The sequence below is a fragment of the Neisseria sp. DTU_2020_1000833_1_SI_GRL_NUU_006 genome (genome assembly GCA_032388755.1).
GTDB classification, from domain to species: Bacteria; Pseudomonadota; Gammaproteobacteria; order Burkholderiales; family Neisseriaceae; genus Neisseria; species Neisseria sicca_C.
The window spans coordinates 1,823,865-1,843,990 of the sequence record CP135593.1; the positions used below are offsets into that span (position 1 = coordinate 1,823,865).

A 20,126-nucleotide genomic window follows, 5' to 3' on the forward strand; every position below is an offset into this window, starting at 1 on the left:
TCAGACGACCTTTGCCGCCCGAAACCGTTTAGCCATTACCACCAACTGTCATAGAAAACTGCTCGCCCCTCAGCTATCGCTAACCGCGCATTCGCTATAAAGGTTTTGGTTTCAGTAATGTCATCGGGATAGATTTGCGAGTCTCCAAAGAAAAAGCCTGGCGTGTGTTCTAGTTTTTCTTCATTTAAATCAGCTTCCAGCCGTTCTAAATCTTCTAGTTCCAGCCGCACCGTACAACAATTAAATACATCGCATTTACCGCCTTTTTGCCGATATAGTTTTTCCATCCAGCCATGTAGATGGTTAAACTTCCGCCAGTACGCAAATTGATTCAGTTCTGCTTCATCGCGTTCATCTTCACTCACATTCACATCGGTTTGACGGTCGCCAACAAACTCGGCATTCATGGTGTAGCCGTACATATCAAGACCCATTTGATAATCCTTTCATAAATGTTCATTCATAAATAAACAACCATCGGGGGCAGCGGCCGCCGTGTTGTGATGTCGTAAAAAATTTCAAAGCGCAAAAAGTCCAGACTGGCTTTGTGCGGCTTTCATCTTTGTCCGGTGCGCCCTCTGCGGCGTGGTGGAAAAGGTGGAAGCCGTGCAAAGACACTTGTCTTGGTCTGGACTTTTTGCGCTTTGAAATTTAGACATCAACCAACAACACGGCGGCCGCTGCCCCCGATGGTTGTTTCAAACCTTCAGCCGCTCTGCGGCGTTTCCGCCCTTTTGGGCGGAATTGAAAAAACGCTTTAGGGCGTTTTTTGGCACTCGTTGCCTATCCTGCGTTGTAGTTAAAATTAGTGTTGTACTTATGAAATCTCCCTTTTTGAAGGGTAGATACGCGCTGATTGGAAAGATATTAGTTCAAATATTAGATATTATTAGATTCAAATAGATTTAAAATAGATTATTATTAGAATAAATTTAGATTTATATAGACTATAAATAGATTTAGTTAGATTTAAAATAGTTATATAATTAGAATGATATTAGATTGAAAAGTAGATTCTATTGGTTTACTATTAGATTTTATGGGTTCTTTATTAGAAATTATTAGATTTGAATAGATTAAAATTAGATTGGATTTATATATGGGTATTTCGGTAGAAAAATTCATAACCGAGCAGGAAGAAAAAGGACGGCGTTCCAAATTGGAGCCGTTCAAATCCGACATCCTGCTGCTCAAACAAAAAGGTTTTTCTCAAAAACAGATTCAGCAATTTTTGAAAGAAAACGGCCTCGAAGTCGGACTGACGACGATCAACTGGTTTGTCAAAACACGCTTACGAACGGAGCAAAGCAACCAGCCGGAAAACAGCAAAACTGAAGCTCAAAAACCGCCTTCATCTCTAAATCATTTGAAAGAAAATGAACGTCAAAAGACAGAAAACCCGGATCAGTCCTCCTCCGGGAAATCAGGCGAACACAAATTCGATTGGCAGAATCAGATCAATCCTAAGGAGTACATATAAAAAAAGCCGTCTGAATTTTCAGACGGCTTTCGAGGTAAAATACCGCGTTCAGCGTTCGTAATGGTATCGGCAGGCATAAACCGTTACCGTATCTTCTTCTACCGAGTAAACCAAACGGTGTTCCCGATCAATCCTTCGTGACCACAGTCCCGATTTCTGATGACGCAGCGGTTCAGGTTTACCGATTCCCTTCGGATGGTTGGCTTTAATATCTTCCAAAAGCAACTTGATCCGTTCAACCTTCCTGGCATCGTGCTTTTTCCAATAAGCCAAATCTTCGGCGGCATCGGTGGTAAAACGGTGCTTCATCACAGATCAACCTCTACAAATTCTCCCTGTTCTGCCTGAGCCAGCGAGTGTTCCAAACGTGCAGCATTGGCAGGATTTCCGAACAGGTAAAGCGTCTCCATAATAGAGCCGTACTCTTCTTCAGACATCAAGACACAGTTCCCTCCGTTCCGGCGCGTAATATGTGTTACTACTTGGTCTTCGCACACTTTGGTCATAACCTTCGCCAAATCTTCACGGGCTGCGGTGTAGCTGATTACATAGTCCATTTTTTGTATCTCCATTAAGCAACACAATTAATTGTACAGTAAACCTGTACATATTTCTAGCTATTTATCCACAAAACCTGTACATATCCCCTCCTCAAAAACACCCCATATCCGCCCAAACGCCAATATCTATCTACATAGATCATAAATTGCACAAAAAACAATCAGGCGGCCGCCTGTAATATTTTTTGATAGTGGTCTGTGAATGTGGTCTTTGTATAAAGGTCGTCCTATGGGGACAAAGTTCTCTGTCTTCTAAAGCCAAAATTCTTAGTTCAATATGTACAAACACAATGTTTTCAATTACTTATTTTCATCAAAAAAGCGGGTTCTGATAATCTAATTAGTATAAAAACACGAAAGCAGGACAGAAAAACAGACAGGTATATCCCACTTTGCGCCGAAAAACAGGCAAAACAGCCTTTCAGACGACCTTTCCGGTTTCAAAGGGCGCAAAAAAAGCTGCCGGAGCAGCATTTGGGCGTGGTGGTGCCAACAGCCTGATGATTACTGTTTTTTCTTGTAGTAATTTATGAGATTTTGACGATTAGGATTGTCAGGATTCCGCTGTCCGCCTATATCGGGCGGCGGGTCGGCGGATTGTTTGATTTGCGCTTCGTATTCCGCCTTAGCTTTGCGCGTGGCCGCTTCGGATGTCGGTGGCGCAGGGATATTAGGGGAACGGTCGGATGGATAGAAGCCCGCCCAGCCGTTCAGAATCGATTTCTGCATCACGGCATCGAGATCGTAGTTTTTGTTTTTCAGGTCTTTGAGTTGGTTTAGCAGGATTTTTTTCTGCTTCAAGTTGACAGATTTGCCTTTTTCGGCACGCATCTTCAAAAAGTCATTCCAAAGGCCGAGATTAATCCATTTCTCGAGGCGGAAATTGTCTGTATCGATATGATAGCGGCTGTCGAATTGCGGCACTGCCTCGCCTTTAACTAGATAGCAAAGCTCCAATAAACGCTCTTTATTGAGCTGCCAGTGCATTCTGCCGTGTACGCCTGCGCGTCGGCATTGGATTACGCCTTTGCCCGATAAAAACTTCCGCGCCTTCTCGTAGCCACGTCGCGTCAGCCCAAACTCGTTGAACAACTGGGCGGCCGTCTTGTATATCCAGCCATGACGTTTCGGCTCTTTGTCAACCACATCGCTCCACCAAAACAGCCCCGACAGCAATGTTGCCGCCTGAATATTAGAGCCGCACAAAAGCCCGAACTCGCGATAAACCACGAAGTCCGTTGTAATGTGATGGCGGATGTCGGCGGTGAGCATGGCTACTTTTTAGGTTTATAGGCTTTGGAGATGGCTTCAACCGTAACTTCGTTATTGGTATAAGCCGAAATTTTAATTGCTGTATCCAAAGGGGCTTTTTTCCGACCACTGGCAATTTGAGAAATCCACGAGTAGTTGATGTCTAATGTTTGAGCCATCTCTTTCAGACGACCTCTTCTTTCGCGCAACCACTGCTGCAATGTGTATTCGCTCACTGTCATTTCCTTGTAATTGACAAAACCAAGGTTCTCATATTACCCATAGCTAACAAATAAATCAATAATCGAAAAAATGCTATTACCCAAAAGAAAAAGCCGTAAAGCGATAATTAGAAAATGAATACACTTGCAGACAGAATCAAAAAACGCCTTGACGACTTAGGCAAATCACAGGCTGATTTGGCTAAATATTGCAAAGTCAAACCACCTTCAGTATCCAAATGGCTGAATGGCACAACCAAAGTTTTAGCTGGGCAAAATTTACTAAGAGCTTCTGAATTTCTTGAATGTGATCCTGACTGGCTGGCCAGCGGAAAGGGATTTTGGGCAAATAAATCTAGCAATACAAAATCTGCTGAAACAGCCGTATCACCATTTACTGTAAAAATGCTTGATAACGACATACTCAATCAGTATCTAATCAACACTTCAGATATTTCAGCCAACATTTCTTATATTGAATATGCGGAAGACCAGTATCGCAGGATTTTCGCTGCTAAAAATCCCGAAAGTTTGAGACTGACAAATATTCGGGTTGATAATATGTCCGGAACACTGGAGCCGGGCGATTTAGTGTTTGTAGATATATCTATAAACAAATATGACGGAGATGGCGTGTATCTGTTTATGGTTGGAAATCATCTCCATCTGAAAAGACTACAAATGGTCGGAAATAATCTACTCGTAATCTCTGACAATCGGCAGTATAAGAGTTGGGAAATCTCCCCCAAAGACAGAACAAGCCTAGTAGTCATCGGCAAAGTCTTAATAGGACAGTCTCAGATTTTCCAAAGGTTTTAGAAAAAAGGTCGTCTGAATTTTTAGACGACCTTTTGTTTTGGTGAAAATAGTAGCTGTTTATTTCAATATAGGATATAGTTAGCTAACTAAACTAAGTTTAAGGTCTTAATCATGTTCCAAGCAAATATACATCAGGCAAAAACCAATCTCAGCCAATTGATCCAAAAAGCTGAGGCAGGCGAAACAGTCATTATAGCCAAGGCAGGAAAACCCTGCGTTCAATTGACCGGTATTGTCAAACAAGAGCGGAAAGCAGGCGGTCTGAAAAAATTCAGCAATTCCCAAAATACCGATATTTCCAGAATCCTTGAAAGTGATGACGATACCGCAGATTTATTTGAGGCTTCTTCGCTATGAGAAAGATTCTGTTAGATACGCACGTTTTACTGTGGTGGCTGATGGATGATGACAAATTAGGCGAAAATGCCCATAAAATAATCAGAAATCCCAATAATCTGATTTTTGTCAGTGCAGCAAGCATTTGGGAAATTTCCATCAAATTAAATAAAGGGCTGCTGAAACTGCCTGAAGAATTTTTTGATATTACAGAGCAACAAGATTTTGAGAATCTGCCTATAGATTTCTTCCATGCTAAACAAGCAGGATTACTCCCTCCGATACACCGAGATCCCTTTGACAGAATGCTGATTGCCCAAACTCAAGCGGAAGGCTTAGAACTGATGACTGTTGACGGATATATCCCTCAATACGGAATCAGGGTAATTGATGCAAGCAAGTAAAAATATATTTCAAACACAAAAGGTCGTCTGAAATTCAGACGACCTTTTTTCAATCCTAAGCATCTTATTACCTTTAAAATATAACCATTATAATCAATACGTTATTTAATTTTAAATGTAAAAATTTAGCTTTGGCTAATATTTTTCTTGCAATATTTGTTACCTATGGCTAATATACGTACATCAAAGTTCTTTAACAGTTTGGAACGAAGCAACCGGCCTTCGGAGTTATTTCGGCTTAAAAAGTCCGAAACAACGGGCGTAGAAAAGGCGATCGAGCCTTTGGGTAAATCGGATAAACGGTTGTGGGCAGCATTCAACCTGCCCAAAAAAAATGCCGCGCATCCGGGTAGCCTGATGAGAGGGTCCGGTAACAGGCGGCAAGTTGGACGTATTTTTTAATCGGGACGTAATCCCGATGCAGCAGCGATAATCTGCGGACAAGCTGCAAAATACATTTTGATTTTTCTTTTGCCCGCCATGAGCGGGTATTTATCGGATAAATCCGATAGGGCGTATGCCCAAATGTTCAGACGGCTCTACCCGTCTTTAAAGGTGTATCCAAATCCAAGCCCACTTCTTGCACAAGTGGGTTTCCGTTTAGATTCATCCGAAATAATCAGACAGTTTATTATAGTTCAAAGGTGCGGTTATGACAAATATGACAAAGGATGAAATTAAAGCCCTGCAAATCAAAGCAGCAGAAATCAGTGATCATTTTGAAAAACGCTCGGCGGTTTATGTGCGATCGGGACAGGAAATTTATGAGGCGAACCGTGAGAATCACGATGACGCATTCGTCACATCGTGCATCGCGAACGACTACTGGTGGAAGTTTGAGTGGTATCTGAAAGGCAGCGATCTTTGGAAAGATAGCGATTTTGACGATATTGATGAGATTGCTGCGGAGTTTGAGGGGTGGTTTGCAGGATTTTGTCAGAAGAAATCGGCAAATTGACAGCACCTGTCGGCTGTATGTGCTGTATATGACTGTATGTGGTTGTCTGTGGCTGTATATCAGGATAAAATAAAGTCGTCGGGTGCGCCAAGAACCGACGGCTGCTTTATATTAAGTTGTCTTAGACTGCTACCAAGCAGGAATCGAAGCAAATAAAAGCAAAACTAATACTGCAATTTTTATTATTTTCACGAGGCTCCACCTCCTTTCGGGCGGTTCGATGCCGTGATACGCCTGACTTTCTCAGGGTGCGGGCGTATCGGTGCAGTCCGACCGCCTGACGTGATTATACTGTTCTGAATAAGCGGGTTTTGTTTTTGGGTCGTTTGAAGATGGCTTCAGACGACCTTTTCTACCGCCTAGCTACACAAAAGGCGGCGGGCAACTCAGCGGCTCGAGAGAAAGGAAGACTGAGCGGTTCCGATACCGTCCGTGTGTGATGTTGTGTGAACAAGCACTTTGCCCGTGAACAACCAGCAGTAGCGGGAGGGTAAAAATCGGCGGCATGGCAGTTATCGCGCTTTGCCGTTTTGAGCGATGCCCTGATAAGGCTGACTACCGGCAATAGGTCGGGGAGCAGGTGGAAGCCCTGCATTTCAGCCTGTTTTGACGGAGACGCAAAATGAAGCAAGAGAACGACGCCTTAGTACGACTGAAGGCAAACATAGATGCCAAACTGCGCCATGCAGTGGAATACCGCCGCGATCAGGAAGAACGTGAAATGCTGGAGCGCATGATTTCACGGGGCGTGATTCCCCAAGACGATTACAGCAAGGAGGAACGGAAACTGCTGGTTAAGGCGTTCTTCGCCAGTATTTTCGGGCAGAAACAGGTTTCCATCGTGGAGGCAACACAAGAGGTTGAATCTGTATTGAGGGGAATTTTAAAGGCTAGAGGATAAACATTATTTTATCGAACTCTTGAGGCTTCCCGTGTCGTATGTATCGCCGCAAGCATCAATCAAACGTCCTGCCTGACATTAAGGGCTGACTACCGGCAACAGGTCGGGGAGCAGGTGTAAGCCCTGCAATTAAATTCTGAGGTCGTCTGAAAACGTTTCAGACGACCTTCACTTTATCTAAAAGCGAAAGGAAGCAACATGAAAAAACTCCGCAAGCCCGTCAAACAGATCGTCATCGGGGCATATCAAAGCATGAGAGCCGCTGCACAGCAGGTTGACCTGCTGATGAAGGGCAATGGTGATTTATGTGTGAACATTGTCCAAGAAGGAAGAAAGTTCCAAGTTCGGACGGTCATATGGCAATGAAAAAACCGCTTTCTTACGAAAGCGGCTTTTTCGGAGATGGATAATCTCGCGTAGGGGTACGCAGATTATCCTTTTTTTCGTCTTTGGTTTCAATACCCGCATCGGCGGGTCTTTTAAAAGGTGTGTGTATGAATAAATCTTTGGGTTTGCTGGCGGCCGCCATGCTGGGAGCTGCTCCTGCGGCTTTTGCCGACGATGTGTTGGCGGGTGATGCTCGCTTGGCGTGCGAGGCGGTTTTGTGTCTGTCTTCGGGCGACCGTCCGAGCGAGTGTGCGCCGTCGATTAAGCGTTATTTTTCGATCCGACACAAGAAATTGGGAGATACCCTCAAAGCACGTCGGAACTTCTTGAAGATGTGTCCGGCAAGTTCTGAAAATCGGGAAATGGCTGGATTAGTAGATGCCATCGCGGAAGGAGCCGGTCGTTGTGATGCAAAAGAGTTGAATCGAATGATGCGTTACTCGGCATGGGAAGAGGTTTGCGAACAGAAAACCTATAACCGCCTTGGTCGAAACTACACGAAACAGGAAAACTGTCAGATGGTTAAAAAATTCCGTGTCCGTCCCGATAAACCGCAATACTGCAAAGCATATTTTGAACATGGTTGGACAACCACTGGCGACAAGGTGCGTTATGTAGGCGAAGAGAAAACCGGTGGTCGTTGGGTTGATGTTCACTGAAAATTTCACTCCTGCTCTACATCGGCATAATGTTTAGCAGTTTATGCAGCTCTTCCGAAAGGTGAGAGCTGCTTTTTTACAAACGAAAGCCTGTTCAAGGGCGAGCAGGTTTCTTTTTGTGAAAAATCATTACAAACGAAAGGTTATGCCATGAAGGAAGTCCATTTTATTGCCCAGGGTAAGGGCGGGGTCGGTAAATCTACGATTGCTGCATTTACCGCCGACTACTTGAAAAACGCCGCAGCCGCAGCCATGCCTGTCCCTATGTTCTGCTTCGATACAGACCCTGTAAACCAAACCTTTCTGCGTCATCAGGCTTTCAAACCCGAGCTGGTTAAAATCATGACGGAACACAATACCATCAATTCGCGAAATTTTGACGGCTTGGTGGAAAAATTAGTATTCGAAGAAGGTATAGCCATTGTTGACAACGGCGCGGCAACGTTTGTGCCGTTGATGTCCTATATGGCGGAGAACTCAATTCCGGAGTTGTTGGCCGAGAATAATGTGAGAATGGTAATTCATGTGCCACTGACGGGCGGACAGGCATTGAACGACTGTATTACCGGGTTAGTACAGATACTGAAAAGCCTGAAAGCCGAGGTTGTTGTGTGGTTGAACGATTTTCGGGGAAACGTGGAGCAGGAGAAACCGTTTGACCAATTTAAAGTTTATAAAGAATTTAAAGACCAAATTATAGGTATCGTACATATTCCGAACCGCAATCCCGACACTTTCGGTAAAGACCTGGAGGAGATGACAAGTAAAAATTTATCACTGTCCGAAGCAATTACATCTGACACATTTGGCTTGATGCCGCGCCAGCGTCTGAAAACCGTACAGCGCGATTTGTGGCAACAACTGGATAAAGTCCCGTTCTTGGCAACGCAGCAAGCAGACGGAAGCGAGTGATGATGAATCAAGCCGATGTAGATGCCATTATTGCAGAAACATTCCGCCTGTCGGGCGTAAAGCTGACGGCGGACGATCCCATCATTCCCATCCTGCTGATAATGGAAGGCCGTCTGAAAGCTCTGTTTGCCGAGCAGCGCGTCCATACCCGTCAGGATTTTGACGAAATCACTGCCGAAATCGAAGAACCGCTGAAAGCGGCGGTTCAGATTGCGGAAGATTTGAAAACCTATCGGGCACAGATTCTGGCTGATCTGCTGGCAGGGTACGGCAAAGAATTGTCCGAAAGTGAAGGACGAATATCCAGTTCCATTCAACAAACAATTGCAAAGCAAACTCAGGCGCATATTGATGAAGTGGTAGCTAAAATGAATCGTTCTTGGTTAGTCGCTGCATTGATATTTTTTGCAATTATTCTTTTGGGGCTCTTTATTTCAAAATTTGTATAGGATTCATATGTTATCGGAATCAAGAATAAAGGTTGTTACCGAAAAAGTAGGTAGGTTGTTTGTCCCACATGAGGAACAATACCCACATTACAAACTGGTTCCGATTGATACAGACAGGCAGGGTTATCTCTGCCTGCTGTTTTATATCAACAGGAGCAATTTTTTGGTACTTGAGCCGCGTATTAAACGCTATGCGGCAGTTCGGCGGTTGTCGCTGCTGCTGGAAAATGCCCCCTATACGGTCTATGAAACAGTGAGGTAGCCATGAAAACTTATGACGTAAAAGAAGCGGCGCAATACTGTAAATGCCACCCCGAAACCATACGGGAACACATCCGCTCCGGCCGTTTGGCAGCCTCCATGCCCGGGCGGAAATACTGTATTACGCAGCCCGCACTTGACGCATTTTTGACCGAACTGGAAAATGCGCGGTTGCTGGCTTCACTCGAAAGTAGGAGTGGACAAAAATGCCGATCTATAAACGCGAAAATGGCGTCTATTACATTGACATCACAACGCAACGCGGTCAAAGAATTAGACAATCTTCTCGCACCAAAGACAAAAATGAAGCTCAAAGGCTGCATGACAAACTGAAACATGAATTGTGGCAGCAAGAACATTTCAACGAAAAACCGAAACGACTGTGGGATGAAGCGGCAGTTCGGTGGATTGAAGAGATGGGGGACAAGAAAAGCATCAGGGATGACATCAGCCGGCTGCGCTGCCTGGTTCATTTCAGAGGTGTCTTCTTGCACCATATGAGCCGTGATTTCATCATGCAGACCATCAACCGCATGACTTGTTCAGACAGTACCAAAAATCGCTATCTTGCCTTAATCCGTTCGATTTTGAATAAGGCGGAAAAAGAATGGGGCTGGCTGGACAATGTGCCGAAGTTGAAGCTATATCGTGAGGCCAAACGCCGTATCCGTTGGCTGAAGCATGAAGAAGCCCAAAGGCTGATTGATGCCCTGCCGGAATATATGGCAGATATGGCGGTCTTCAGCTTGGCGACAGGCTTGCGGCAACGCAATGTACTGGGGCTGAATTGGTCGCAGATCAATCTAAGCCGCAAGACGGCATGGATTGAGGCCGACGAAGCCAAAGCAGGACGCGCTATCGGCGTTGCCCTGAATCAGACGGCACTCGGTATATTGGAAAAACGGACGGGCAAACACCCGTCTTTTGTTTTTACTCTACCAAACGGCAAACCCGTGAAAAGCATCAGTTCGCGTATTTGGAAAAACGCATTGTCTCAGGCAGGCATTACCGATTTCAGATGGCACGATCTGAGGCATACTTGGGCAAGTTGGCTGGTACAAGCCGGCGTTCCGCTCGCCGCTTTGCAGGAAATGGGCGGTTGGGAAAACGTCGGGATGGTTCAGAAGTATGCCCATCTGGCTCCTGAACATTTGCACGGACACGCGGCTTTATTGGACAGTGTCGGTCTCGGTTTCGACACAAAACAGGCACACCCCAACATAGGCGATGGTAAAGAAAAAAACCTAAACGACTGTTTAGGCTTAGGAAAAGTGGTGGGTCGTGAGCGATTCGAACGCTCGACCAACGGATTAAAAGTCCGCTGCTCTACCGACTGAGCTAACGACCCGATAAGCTATGAATTATAGAAGGCGGAACTTTTTGTGTCAAGCAATTTTCTCAAAACAACAAGATTAAATCTTTAAATATTTGATTTTCCGATTATTCGCTTTAGCATAATCTTCAGCACTACAAGGTCGTCTGAAACCGTTCGAAAGGCTTTCAGACGACCTCTGCCCTTTATTCCACTACAATTTTCGGGAAGCGGCTGCTGAAATCTTTGCCTTTGTCTGCAATGGTCAGGGCGATTTGGAAGGCTGCGTCGGTGTAGATTTTGGCAATGGCGGGATGTTCGTCAAACAACTGTTTCGCCGCGCCGCCATCCATTGCTTCGCGTACGGGCAGGCTTAACGGGAGTTGTCCGAGCAGCGGGACATTCAGACGACCTGCCAAGTTTTTGCCGCCTTCAGAACCGAAAATAGCTTCGGTGTGGCCGCAGTTGGAGCAGATATGTACCGACATGTTTTCCAGTACGCCGAAAATCGGGATGTTGACTTTGTGGAACATATCGACCGCCTTGCGTGCGTCAATCAGGGCGATGTCTTGCGGCGTGGTAACGACGACCGAGCCGGTTACAGGGATTTTTTGCGACAGGGTGAGCTGGATGTCGCCAGTGCCTGGCGGCAGGTCGATGAAAAGGTAGTCCACTTCGTCCCACTCGCTTTGGAACATCAACTGCTGCAAGGCTTGGCTGACCATCGGGCCGCGCCAAACGACGGCTTGATCGGTATCGACCAGAAAGCCGATGGACATCACTTGGATGCCGCTGTCGGCTTCGACGGGAATCAGTTTTTTGTTTTGTTGGTCGGGTTTGCGGTCTTGCACACCCAACATGGTCGGTTGGCTGGGGCCGTAGAGGTCGGCATCCAGCACGCCCACGCGCGCGCCCATGCGTGCCATAGCGGTGGCGAGATTGGCGGTGGTGGTGGATTTGCCGACACCGCCTTTACCGGATGCAACGGCAATGATATTTTTGACGCCTTTGATGGTGGCAACGCCGGGCTGTACTTTGTGTGTTGTGATTTCAGTGTCAATGCTGAGGTGGATATGCGCATCGCGCGTGATGCCGATGACGGCTTCTTGCAGGCTGTTGGCGATTTCGGCGGCGATATGCCCGACGGGGAATCCGAATTTCAGTCCGATATGGAGGCCGTCGGAACGTTCTGCCAACAGTTTGACGGCTTTTTCGCTGCCGAGCGTGCGTTCGGTGCCGGGGATTTTTACTGCTTCGATTGCGGCGGAAATGGCGGGGATATTCATGTTGTTCTCTCTGATGCGGTGGCGTTTGAAACAGAACGAATGATACCGTATTGCCTTGTTCGGACGCAAAATATTGCGGGCTTGGCGTTTCAGACGACCTTTCGCATGAAACGCCAAGCCCGCGGGGAAATGCGTATAATGACCGCCTGACAACATTTGTAAGCATCAAAATTAAGATTATGGACATTTCCGATTTCGATTTCACCCTGCCCGACCGATTAATTGCCCAGCACCCACCCGAAGTGCGCGGCAGCAGCCGCCTTTTGGTCGCGCTGCCCGATATGCCGCTGCAAGACCGCGTGTTCGGCGATTTGCCTGATTATATTGAGGCGGGCGACGTTTTGGTGTTCAACAACACCAAAGTCATGAAAGCGCGGCTGTTCGGGCAAAAAGAGAGCGGCGGAAAAATCGAGGCCTTAATAGAGCGCGTTTTGGACAACCACACCGCGCTGGCGCACATCCGCTCGTCCAAATCGCCCAAACCCGGCACGAAGCTGATTTTCGAAGGCGATATTTGTGCCGTCATGGTGGAGCGTGCGGACGAACTGTTCTGCCTGCGCTTTGAAGGCGAACAAACCGTTTACGAGCTGCTGGAGCAAAACGGTCATTTGCCGCTGCCGCCCTATATCGAACGCGCTGCCGGCGCAGATGACGACACGCGCTATCAAACCGTCTATGCCAAACATCAGGGCGCGGTCGCGGCGCCGACGGCAGGTTTGCATTTTACAGACGAGCTTTTAGGTCGTCTGAAAGCCAAAGGCGTGGAAACGGCGGAAGTCACCCTGCACGTCGGCGCGGGAACGTTCCAGCCCGTGCGCGTGGACAAAATCGAAGAACACAAAATGCACAGCGAATGGTTTGACGTACCGCCCGAAACCGTCGCCGCCATCGAAGCCGCCCATACGCGCGGAAACAAAGTTTGGGCAGTCGGCACCACTTCCATGCGCGCCCTCGAATCCGCCGCTCGCGAGACAGGTCGTCTGAAAGCGGGACAGGGCGATACCGATATTTTCATTACGCCCGGCTACCGCTTCCGCGTCATCGACCGCCTGATTACCAATTTCCACCTGCCCAAATCCACGCTCCTGATGCTCGTCAGCGCGTTTTCGGGCATGGAACACATCCGTTCGGTGTACCGCCATGCGGTCGAACATGAATACCGTTTTTTCAGCTACGGGGACGCGATGGTTTTGGGGCGGAGAGAAACGGACATCGAGGATTAAAAGATACTGCTCCTCCTGCCGCCCTTCCCGCCCTGGAAATTTGCTTTTGAATCCGGCAACGGTTTTTAAACGCTTATTTCGTAAAATTTCCTATGGATTTCCTGCCCGCGCGGGAATAACGGCAGGAACCTTATTATTTCGGTTCGCCATCAGTCTCCCGGTTCAATATGAAACCAGCTTTATAGTGGATTAACTTTAAACCAGTACAGCGTTGCCTCGCCTTGCCGTACTATCTGTACTGTCTGCGGCTTCGTCGCCTTGTCCTGATTTAAAGTTAATCCACTATAATTCATGAAGTCGAACTTCAATTATTTGCATCTTCCTTTTCTTGATTGGTTTTCCTGAAAATTCGTCTAACAAAAACATAGGGAAGAAATATTGAAAGAAAATTCAAAGTCCCCTGAATAAAATTCAAATTCCAACTGTATTTATTGATATAGCTGAGAAGGAACATATCGGATAAAAAATATAGAAATTGATAACAAGCTATGACCAATATTACAAAAAATATAAACTGCTTCCAATTGTTCATAGAATCCCTCACGCCATTTCCAAAAGTTCCGACGCTGCCAACGATAAATCCCTTCCCTTGCTTCTTCATGCTTTTCCTGATTGAAGCCGGTCGGTAGGTTTTTCAATAACAAATATTCATTTATTCATTCTTGCCGATGCGTTCTAAAGCTTTTCCCGAGTCATCCGTACTTATTCCCTATCAAACACACCTTATAGTGGATTAAATTTAAATCAGGACAAGGCGACGAAGCCGCAGACAGCACAGATAGTACGGCAAGGCGAGGCAACGCCGTACTGGTTTAAAGTTAATCCGCTATACATTCAGCCGCAGCTTGATGTCGTCTAAAAACGGGGTTACGTTGGGGTTGATGATGGAAGGTCGTCTGAAAACTTTTCAGACGACCTTTTCCACATCCGCATCTCAAACGTGATGGATAACCAGCTTCTTGCCCTGATAGTCCAATACGTCGACATCCATATCAAACAAATCTTTAATATTTTCAGCGGTAAAGATGTCGTTCGGCGCGCCAGTCATGGCGACTTGTCCGTTTTTCATGGCGACGACGTGGTCGGCGTAGGCGGCGGCTTGGTTGATGTCGTGCAGGACGACGACGGTGGTGCGCTTGTGTTCGCGGGTCAGCCGCTGGAGCAGCTGCATGAGGGCGCGGGCGTGGTACATATCGAGGTTGTTGAGCGGTTCGTCCAAGAGGACGTAATCGGTGCTTTGGCAGAAGACCATGGCAATCATGGCGCGTTGGCGTTGTCCGCCGGAGAGTTCGGTCAGGTAGCGGTTGGCGAAGCTGTCCAGTTTGAACTCGGAAAGTGCGTTTTCGACGATAGCAAGATCTTTGGGGGTCGGTCTGCCTTGGTGGTAGGGATAACGCCCGAACATGAGCAGGTCGCGAACGGTAATGCGGCTCATGACGCTGTTTTCTTGGGTCAGGATGGAGAGCGTTTTTGCCAGATCGGCGGTGGGCGTGGTCGAAACATCTTTGCCGGCGTAACTGATGCTGCCCTGTTCCAGCGGGCGGAGGCGCGCCATGAAGGAGAGGAGCGTGGATTTGCCTGCGCCGTTTGGACCGATGAGCGCGGTAATGCCGCCTTCGGGGATGTCTAGGCTGACGTTGTTGAGGATGGGGTTGCCGCCGATGTGGAAGCTGACGTTGCGGATGGTAATCATGATGGGTGTGATGTGTGGATTTGTTTTCAGACGACCTCCGAACATGAGAGGTCGTCTGAAAAGGATGGGCTTCAGATTTCGCGAACGATGACGAATTGGGGATTGTCTGCCAAATCAATCAAGAAGGCTTTAACACGCGCCTGCCAGAGTTCGCCGAAGCGTTTGAGTTCTTCTGCGGTGGCGGTGCCGCTGACGGCTTTGGGCATGATGTCGCGCATTTCGGGGGCGAAGGGCTGCATGGCGGCGTTGAGGCTGACGGCGACGGTTTTGCCGTTGTCTTTGCGGCGCAGGGTCAGCGTGCCTTCGATGTCGGCATCGAAACTCAACAGGTTGCGGCGGGCGAAGCGTCCTTGCGGGCCGACGCCGCCGAAGCCGGTTTCGGGAGCGGCGCCGGTTAAAAGTTGGACGACGGATGCGGTAACGCCGACCGTGCCTTCGTCGCGCGCGCCCTGCATGGCGGCTTCGATTCCGCCGCGCTGCGGCAGGTCGCTGCCGTAAAGTGCTTTCAAGCCTTTAAGCGTCATGAGGTACGCGCCTGCGACGGTGGGACAGGAGTGTCCGCACAGGCGGACGGCATCGGCGTAGCGATACTGCATGATGCCCTCCTCTGCCGCGCCGAGAAATTCGGCGAGCGCGTCTTGGACGGTCAGCGTCGGGGCTTGCTCGAAAAATTCGGGGAAATGTTCTTGAGTCATGATTTATCCTTTACCTATCAACGGTCGTCTGAAAAACGGATTCGGTTTTCAGACGACCTACCGCTTGCGTTTCAGCACCAAATATAAAAACACCAGCCCGCCCGCAAATTCAACCACTACGCTCAACACCGCCTTCATGCCGAGCAGGTGTTCGAACACGGTTTGCCCGCCGACCAGCAGGATGCCGCCGACGCACACCGTCATCGGCAGCCGCACGCTATGGCGCACGCTCGGGGCAAAATGGTTGGCAAGCGCGGCAGCTAGAAGGCCGAAGAAGCTGACCGGCCCGACCACCGCCGTCGCCGTCGCCACGAGCGCGGCAATCCAAAGCAGCAGCCACAAAGTATTGCGCGTGTAGTTTATGCCCAAATTAATCGTTTGGTCGCGTCCCAAAAGATGGACGTCCAGACGGTGCCGCTCGCGCCAAATCACCACCGCGCTCGCCAGCAGAATCAGCGCGCCCACGCCCAAAAGCTCGCTGTGGACGGTATTGAAGTTCGCAAACATATTCGCCTGCGCCGCCGTAAATTCCTCCGGATCAATCATGCGCGTCAGCAGCGAAGAGAGGCTGCGGAACAAAATCCCGAAAATCACGCCAATCAAAATCATGCGCGACAAATCGCGTCCGCCCTGCCGGATGAGCGTGTAAAACAAAAGCAGCGAGCCGCCCATCATCATCACCAGCTCAAAGCCGAACTTGCCCGTCAGCGGCAGCGACGTATAGCCCACCCCGCCCAAGGCAAACAGCAAAAGCGTTTGCAAAAATACATACAGCGAATCGAAGCCCAAAATCGAAGGCGTAAGGATCGGGTTGTTCGTCAACGTTTGGAAAAGCTGGGTCGAAACCCCGACCGCATACGCCACCAGCAGCAAAGCCGCCAGCTTGGTCAGCCGCAGCTGCAACACAAAATCCCAATCGCCTTGGATGTTCAAAGTCAGGAACAAGGTGCAACAAGCGAGCAGCAAGATAAACGCCGCCCACAGCGGACGGGAAGAACCCTGCATAAACGCAACCTTGTTCGAGCGAAGCGCGCTACGCTTGTTTTCAGACGACATGGGCAGGCTTCCTCAACAAAATCCACAAGAACAACACCGTACCCAACACACCGAACACGGTTGAGACCGGAATCTCAAACGGGAACACAATCACGCGTCCCAAAATATCGCACAAAAGCACCAGCGACGCACCGAGCAAAGCCACCGCAGGCAGGCTTTGGCGCAGCTTGTCGCCCATCAGGCGGCTGATGATGTTCGGCACGACCAGCCCGATAAACGGAATATTGCCGACCGTTACCAACACCAGCGACGTAATCAGCGCGACAATCACCAAGCCGACCCACAACACCGCCGTCCGGTTCAGACCCAGATTCACGCTCACCGTTTCGCCCAAGCCCAAAATCGTCAGCTGGTCGGCAATCAAATACGCCGTCAACGCCAAGCCGCCCGTCAGCCACAACAATTCGTAACGCCCCAACAGCACGCCCGAAAAATCGCCCTGCTGCCACACGCTCAACATCTGCATCATCTCAAACTCATACGCGATAAACGTCGCCACCGCCTCGATAACGCCGCCGAAAATAATCCCCACCAGCGGCACCATCAACTGCGCCGTCGGCGGCAAACGGCGTATCAGCATCATAAACACCAGCATCCCCGCCAACGCCGCCGCAGCCGCCACCGACATTTTCGCCGTCAGCCCGGCAGCCGGAAACATCAGCGTCATCACCAACACACCCAACGCCGCGCTCTGACTTGCGCCCACCATAGACGGCTCGACAAAACGGTTGCGCATCAAAATCTGCATAATCATCCCCGCCACCGCCATCGATGCCCCCGTCAGCACAATCGCAAACGTGCGCGGCAGGCGGCTGACCAGCATCAATTCCGTGCTGTCAGACAAAGTCCAGCGAAACACATCCGCCCAGCGGAAATCGCCGACGCCCACCGACAGGCTGACGAGAAACAGCACCGCCAGCACAAAGCAGTTGATTAAATTTAAAGATAAAGGTTTGACGGACATAAGGAAAAAATGTGAAATATTTAAAACACGGCAACAGCCATGTTCGGCAATGTAATGCATCTTCGCCCTCTTACAGCATGAGAGGACACTTTGAATTTCGGCGTCTTTTAAAACAATCTCATCCTAAATACCTCATCGCTTCAGGATATGGCAAAGGACAAAATTGCTGTTATGGCAATCAAGGTCGTCTGAAAATAAATCAGGCAACACCTTAATAAAATTCTGATACAAACCAAAAATCGTGCTAACGATAACATTTACTACAAAAAGAGACAATATTTATTCGAATAATAACCATTCTTGATGAAAACAAAGTTTGCCGGCATAGAATCCCATTAATAGGAATCTCCGTTTCCGCACAAATCTACTGTATCTTTCCAAATCCCATTTGCTATAAAATTCCCCGATACAACCCCTTTCAGACGACCTCATCATGAACGACCACCAACTGCTCCGTTACAGCCGCCACATCCTTCTCGACGAAATCGGTATCGAAGGACAGGAAAAAATCCTTGCCGCCCGCGTCCTCGTCGTCGGCTGCGGCGGGCTGGGCGCGGCAGCACTGCCGTACCTTGCCGCATCAGGCGTTGGCAAACTCATCATCGCCGACCACGACGCCATAGACAATACCAACCTCCAACGCCAAACCACCTTCACCGAAGCCGACATCGGACAAGCCAAAGCGCAAGTGATGGCAGGTCGTCTGAAAGCCGTCAACAGCGCGTGCGACATTACCGCACTGACCGAAAAACTGAACGAAACCCGCCTAACCGAGCTCATGCATACCGCCGACATCGTCCTCGACTGCACTGACAACTACCCCACCCGCCAAGCCATCAACCGCGCCGCCGTCGCCACCCGTACCCCGCTGGTTTCCGGCGCTGCCGTGCGTTTTGAAGGACAAATCGCCGTGTACCGCCCCGATTTGCCTGACAGCCCTTGCTACGCCTGCCTGTTTGACGGAGATACCGCCGATGACGGCGCCTGCGCCCTGTTCGGCGTATTTTCTCCGTTGGTCGGCATCATCGGCGCCACCCAAGCCGCAGAAGCCCTCAAACTCCTCACCGGCGTAGGCGAACCGGCACACGACAAACTGAAAACTTACAACGCACTTACCGGCAAATGGCAAGAATTCCTCTTCACTCAAAATCCCGACTGCAATGTGTGCGCCAAAGCCAAATCAGACGGAACATGCCGATGATCGTATGCAGAACTTGGATTCTATGATCAGGTTCAAACGAGCATTAAAATATTATCAGCCGCCATTCTCTGCCGACTAATCATCACTGCCACACTATAAAAGTCACTGCCACACTATAAAGGTCACTGCCACACTATAAAGGTCACTGCCACACTATAAAGGTCACTGCCACACTATAAAGGTCACTGCCACACTATAAAGGTCGTCTGAATATATTTGAAATACGCGAAATCCAACCTATTGATTTTTTGATCATAAAAAAAGGCAAACCCGATTGAGTTTGCCTTTTTTTATTACCAGCCTTAATGCACGTCTTTCCAATATTCTTTTTTCAGGAAGTATGCCAGAGGCAGCATTACTGCAAGCAAGAACATCAATACGATATAGCCTGTACGTTTGCGCTGGAGCTGCGCCGGCTCGCCCATGTAAACCAAATAGTTCACCAAATCGCGTACATAAGCATCGTACTCTGTTTGGACGACTTTGCCGTTTGGCAAACGACGGCTGTGCGCGCCGGTAGATTCCCAATAGAGCTTGGGTTTCAATTCGCCATGTTCGTCTTTCACCATGACCGGCTGACCTTTGGCATCCAGCTCAACCGCTTGAACGCCTTGTTGCTCCCACAAGGGATGAGGCATGCCGACTTTGTCGAATACGACGTTGTTCCAGCCGCTTGGACGGGTCGGGTCTTTATAGAAGCCGCGCATATAGGCATACAGATAATCCGCGCCTTTAGAACGGGCAATCAGCGTCAGATCCGGAGGAGCCGCACCAAACCATTTGGCAGCATCTTTAGGATTCATCGCCGCCAACATGACATCACCGACGTTGTCTGTTGTAAACATCAGGTTTTTCTTGATTTCTTCATCAGTCAAACCGATGTCCTTCAAACGGTTGAAACGCATACCGCTTGCCGAGTGGCAGGATAAGCAGTAGTTGGTGAAAATTTGAGCACCGTGCTGCAAGCTGACTTGGTCGCGCAGGTCAATCTCGACTTTTTCATAGTGTCCGCCACCGCTGGCGACGGCGGCACTCATAGGCACTGCCAGTAACAAGGCAGCAAACCAGTTTTTCAGGGTATGTTTCATTTTCGCTGCC

27 protein-coding genes, 1 tRNA gene and 2 pseudogenes are annotated in these 20,126 nt (G+C 48.6%); 17 read left to right on the top strand and 13 right to left on the bottom strand.

Annotated features, from left to right (window positions below; translation table 11 throughout):
• Nucleotides 1-35: 35 nt before the first annotated feature.
• Nucleotides 36-434, bottom strand: a complete 399-nt coding sequence (locus RSJ68_08810) for a phosphoglycerate kinase (protein ID WNU96540.1) — start codon at nt 432-434, stop codon at nt 36-38.
• Between the two features lie 665 nt (nt 435-1,099).
• Between RSJ68_08810 and RSJ68_08815 the strand changes: the two genes are divergently transcribed.
• Nucleotides 1,100-1,480, top strand: a complete 381-nt coding sequence (locus RSJ68_08815; protein ID WNU96541.1) for a hypothetical protein — start codon at nt 1,100-1,102, stop codon at nt 1,478-1,480.
• Between the two features lie 48 nt (nt 1,481-1,528).
• Here the strand turns inward: RSJ68_08815 and RSJ68_08820 are convergent, their stop codons facing one another.
• The 4 genes from RSJ68_08820 to RSJ68_08835 form a co-directional block, all read right to left on the bottom strand.
• Complete coding sequence (locus tag RSJ68_08820; protein ID WNU96542.1) at nt 1,529-1,789, bottom strand: Txe/YoeB family addiction module toxin; 261 nt, start codon at nt 1,787-1,789, stop codon at nt 1,529-1,531.
• The gene (locus RSJ68_08825) at nt 1,789-2,037 is read right to left on the bottom strand and encodes a type II toxin-antitoxin system prevent-host-death family antitoxin (protein ID WNU96543.1); all 249 of its coding nucleotides are present in this window, start codon (nt 2,035-2,037) and stop codon (nt 1,789-1,791) included. The genes RSJ68_08820 and RSJ68_08825 overlap by 1 nt, the downstream gene beginning before the upstream one ends.
• Before the next feature lie 507 nt (nt 2,038-2,544).
• Nucleotides 2,545-3,312, bottom strand: a complete 768-nt coding sequence (locus tag RSJ68_08830; protein WNU96544.1) for a hypothetical protein — start codon at nt 3,310-3,312, stop codon at nt 2,545-2,547.
• 2 nt (nt 3,313-3,314) lie between these two features.
• Nucleotides 3,315-3,527, bottom strand: coding sequence for a helix-turn-helix transcriptional regulator (locus RSJ68_08835; protein ID WNU96545.1), 213 nt, complete (start codon nt 3,525-3,527; stop codon nt 3,315-3,317).
• Between the two features lie 120 nt (nt 3,528-3,647).
• Between RSJ68_08835 and RSJ68_08840 the strand changes: the two genes are divergently transcribed.
• The 12 genes and pseudogenes from RSJ68_08840 to RSJ68_08895 all read left to right on the top strand — a co-directional run bounded on the left by RSJ68_08840 (nt 3,648) and on the right by RSJ68_08895 (nt 10,883).
• Nucleotides 3,648-4,331: a S24 family peptidase gene (locus RSJ68_08840; GenBank protein WNU96546.1), complete on the top strand. Its 684-nt coding sequence runs from the start codon at nt 3,648-3,650 to the stop codon at nt 4,329-4,331.
• 111 nt (nt 4,332-4,442) lie between these two features.
• Nucleotides 4,443-4,688: a type II toxin-antitoxin system Phd/YefM family antitoxin gene (locus RSJ68_08845; protein WNU96547.1), complete on the top strand. Its 246-nt coding sequence runs from the start codon at nt 4,443-4,445 to the stop codon at nt 4,686-4,688.
• Nucleotides 4,685-5,071 carry a type II toxin-antitoxin system VapC family toxin gene (locus tag RSJ68_08850; GenBank protein WNU96548.1) on the top strand — a complete coding sequence of 129 codons (387 nt, stop codon included), beginning with the start codon at nt 4,685-4,687 and terminating at the stop codon, nt 5,069-5,071. The genes RSJ68_08845 and RSJ68_08850 overlap by 4 nt, the downstream gene beginning before the upstream one ends.
• 652 nt (nt 5,072-5,723) lie before the next feature.
• On the top strand, nt 5,724-6,029 hold the full coding sequence (locus RSJ68_08855) for a hypothetical protein (protein WNU96549.1): 306 nt from the start codon (nt 5,724-5,726) through the stop codon (nt 6,027-6,029).
• Nucleotides 6,030-6,651: 622 nt separating this feature from the next.
• A complete protein-coding gene (locus RSJ68_08860) occupies nt 6,652-6,930 on the top strand; it encodes a hypothetical protein (GenBank protein WNU96550.1) in 279 nt (92 codons plus the stop codon).
• Between the two features lie 198 nt (nt 6,931-7,128).
• A complete protein-coding gene (locus RSJ68_08865; GenBank protein ID WNU96551.1) occupies nt 7,129-7,296 on the top strand; it encodes a hypothetical protein in 168 nt (55 codons plus the stop codon).
• Nucleotides 7,297-7,424: 128 nt separating this feature from the next.
• A complete protein-coding gene (locus RSJ68_08870) occupies nt 7,425-7,976 on the top strand; it encodes a TrbM/KikA/MpfK family conjugal transfer protein (GenBank protein ID WNU96552.1) in 552 nt (183 codons plus the stop codon).
• A 150-nt stretch (nt 7,977-8,126) separates the two neighbouring features.
• A complete protein-coding gene (locus RSJ68_08875) occupies nt 8,127-8,888 on the top strand; it encodes a conjugal transfer protein TraL (GenBank protein ID WNU96553.1) in 762 nt (253 codons plus the stop codon).
• Complete coding sequence (locus tag RSJ68_08880) at nt 8,888-9,337, top strand: hypothetical protein (GenBank protein ID WNU96554.1); 450 nt, start codon at nt 8,888-8,890, stop codon at nt 9,335-9,337. The genes RSJ68_08875 and RSJ68_08880 overlap by 1 nt, the downstream gene beginning before the upstream one ends.
• Before the next feature lie 7 nt (nt 9,338-9,344).
• Nucleotides 9,345-9,599, top strand: a complete 255-nt coding sequence (locus tag RSJ68_08885) for a lipopolysaccharide heptosyltransferase (GenBank protein ID WNU96555.1) — start codon at nt 9,345-9,347, stop codon at nt 9,597-9,599.
• 2 nt (nt 9,600-9,601) lie between these two features.
• Nucleotides 9,602-9,931, top strand: coding sequence for an excisionase family DNA-binding protein (locus RSJ68_08890; GenBank protein ID WNU96556.1), 330 nt, complete (start codon nt 9,602-9,604; stop codon nt 9,929-9,931).
• Nucleotides 9,847-10,883: pseudogene (locus RSJ68_08895) on the top strand (site-specific integrase). The gene RSJ68_08890 and the pseudogene RSJ68_08895 overlap by 85 nt, the downstream one beginning before the upstream one ends.
• Here RSJ68_08895 and RSJ68_08900 read toward each other — a convergent pair.
• Together RSJ68_08900 and apbC are read right to left on the bottom strand one after the other, a co-directional pair.
• Nucleotides 10,871-10,946, bottom strand: a tRNA-Lys gene (locus RSJ68_08900). The pseudogene RSJ68_08895 and the gene RSJ68_08900 sit on opposite strands and share 13 nt — an antisense overlap.
• A 170-nt stretch (nt 10,947-11,116) precedes the next feature.
• A complete protein-coding gene (apbC, locus tag RSJ68_08905; protein WNU98381.1) occupies nt 11,117-12,196 on the bottom strand; it encodes an iron-sulfur cluster carrier protein ApbC in 1,080 nt (359 codons plus the stop codon).
• 179 nt (nt 12,197-12,375) lie between these two features.
• Here apbC and queA point away from each other — a divergent pair, with 179 nt between their 5' ends.
• The gene (queA, locus tag RSJ68_08910) at nt 12,376-13,419 is read left to right on the top strand and encodes a tRNA preQ1(34) S-adenosylmethionine ribosyltransferase-isomerase QueA (protein WNU96557.1); all 1,044 of its coding nucleotides are present in this window, start codon (nt 12,376-12,378) and stop codon (nt 13,417-13,419) included.
• 304 nt (nt 13,420-13,723) lie between these two features.
• On the opposite strand, the gene RSJ68_08915 is transcribed toward queA, so the two are convergent.
• Complete coding sequence (locus RSJ68_08915) at nt 13,724-13,951, bottom strand: hypothetical protein (GenBank protein ID WNU98382.1); 228 nt, start codon at nt 13,949-13,951, stop codon at nt 13,724-13,726.
• Nucleotides 13,952-14,128: 177 nt separating this feature from the next.
• Here RSJ68_08915 and RSJ68_08920 point away from each other — a divergent pair.
• Nucleotides 14,129-14,254: pseudogene (locus tag RSJ68_08920) on the top strand (IS5/IS1182 family transposase).
• 99 nt (nt 14,255-14,353) lie between these two features.
• Here RSJ68_08920 and RSJ68_08925 read toward each other — a convergent pair.
• From RSJ68_08925 to RSJ68_08940, 4 genes are all read right to left on the bottom strand, one after another.
• Entirely contained in the window at nt 14,354-15,112 is a 759-nt protein-coding gene (locus tag RSJ68_08925) for an ABC transporter ATP-binding protein (protein WNU98383.1), read from the bottom strand.
• 71 nt (nt 15,113-15,183) lie between these two features.
• The gene (locus tag RSJ68_08930) at nt 15,184-15,807 is read right to left on the bottom strand and encodes an FmdE family protein (protein WNU96558.1); all 624 of its coding nucleotides are present in this window, start codon (nt 15,805-15,807) and stop codon (nt 15,184-15,186) included.
• A gap of 57 nt (nt 15,808-15,864) precedes the next feature.
• Nucleotides 15,865-16,863 carry an iron chelate uptake ABC transporter family permease subunit gene (locus RSJ68_08935; protein ID WNU96559.1) on the bottom strand — a complete coding sequence of 333 codons (999 nt, stop codon included), beginning with the start codon at nt 16,861-16,863 and terminating at the stop codon, nt 15,865-15,867.
• Nucleotides 16,853-17,827: an ABC transporter permease gene (locus RSJ68_08940; GenBank protein ID WNU96560.1), complete on the bottom strand. Its 975-nt coding sequence runs from the start codon at nt 17,825-17,827 to the stop codon at nt 16,853-16,855. The genes RSJ68_08935 and RSJ68_08940 overlap by 11 nt, the downstream gene beginning before the upstream one ends.
• An 11-nt stretch (nt 17,828-17,838) precedes the next feature.
• Between RSJ68_08940 and RSJ68_08945 the strand changes: the two genes are divergently transcribed.
• A complete protein-coding gene (locus RSJ68_08945; protein ID WNU96561.1) occupies nt 17,839-18,042 on the top strand; it encodes a hypothetical protein in 204 nt (67 codons plus the stop codon).
• Nucleotides 18,043-18,260: 218 nt separating this feature from the next.
• Nucleotides 18,261-19,028 carry a HesA/MoeB/ThiF family protein gene (locus RSJ68_08950; protein ID WNU96562.1) on the top strand — a complete coding sequence of 256 codons (768 nt, stop codon included), beginning with the start codon at nt 18,261-18,263 and terminating at the stop codon, nt 19,026-19,028.
• Nucleotides 19,029-19,330: 302 nt separating this feature from the next.
• Here RSJ68_08950 and RSJ68_08955 read toward each other — a convergent pair whose 3' ends face one another.
• On the bottom strand, nt 19,331-20,116 hold the full coding sequence (locus RSJ68_08955; protein ID WNU96563.1) for a cytochrome c1: 786 nt from the start codon (nt 20,114-20,116) through the stop codon (nt 19,331-19,333).
• Between the last annotated feature and the right edge of the window lie 10 nt (nt 20,117-20,126).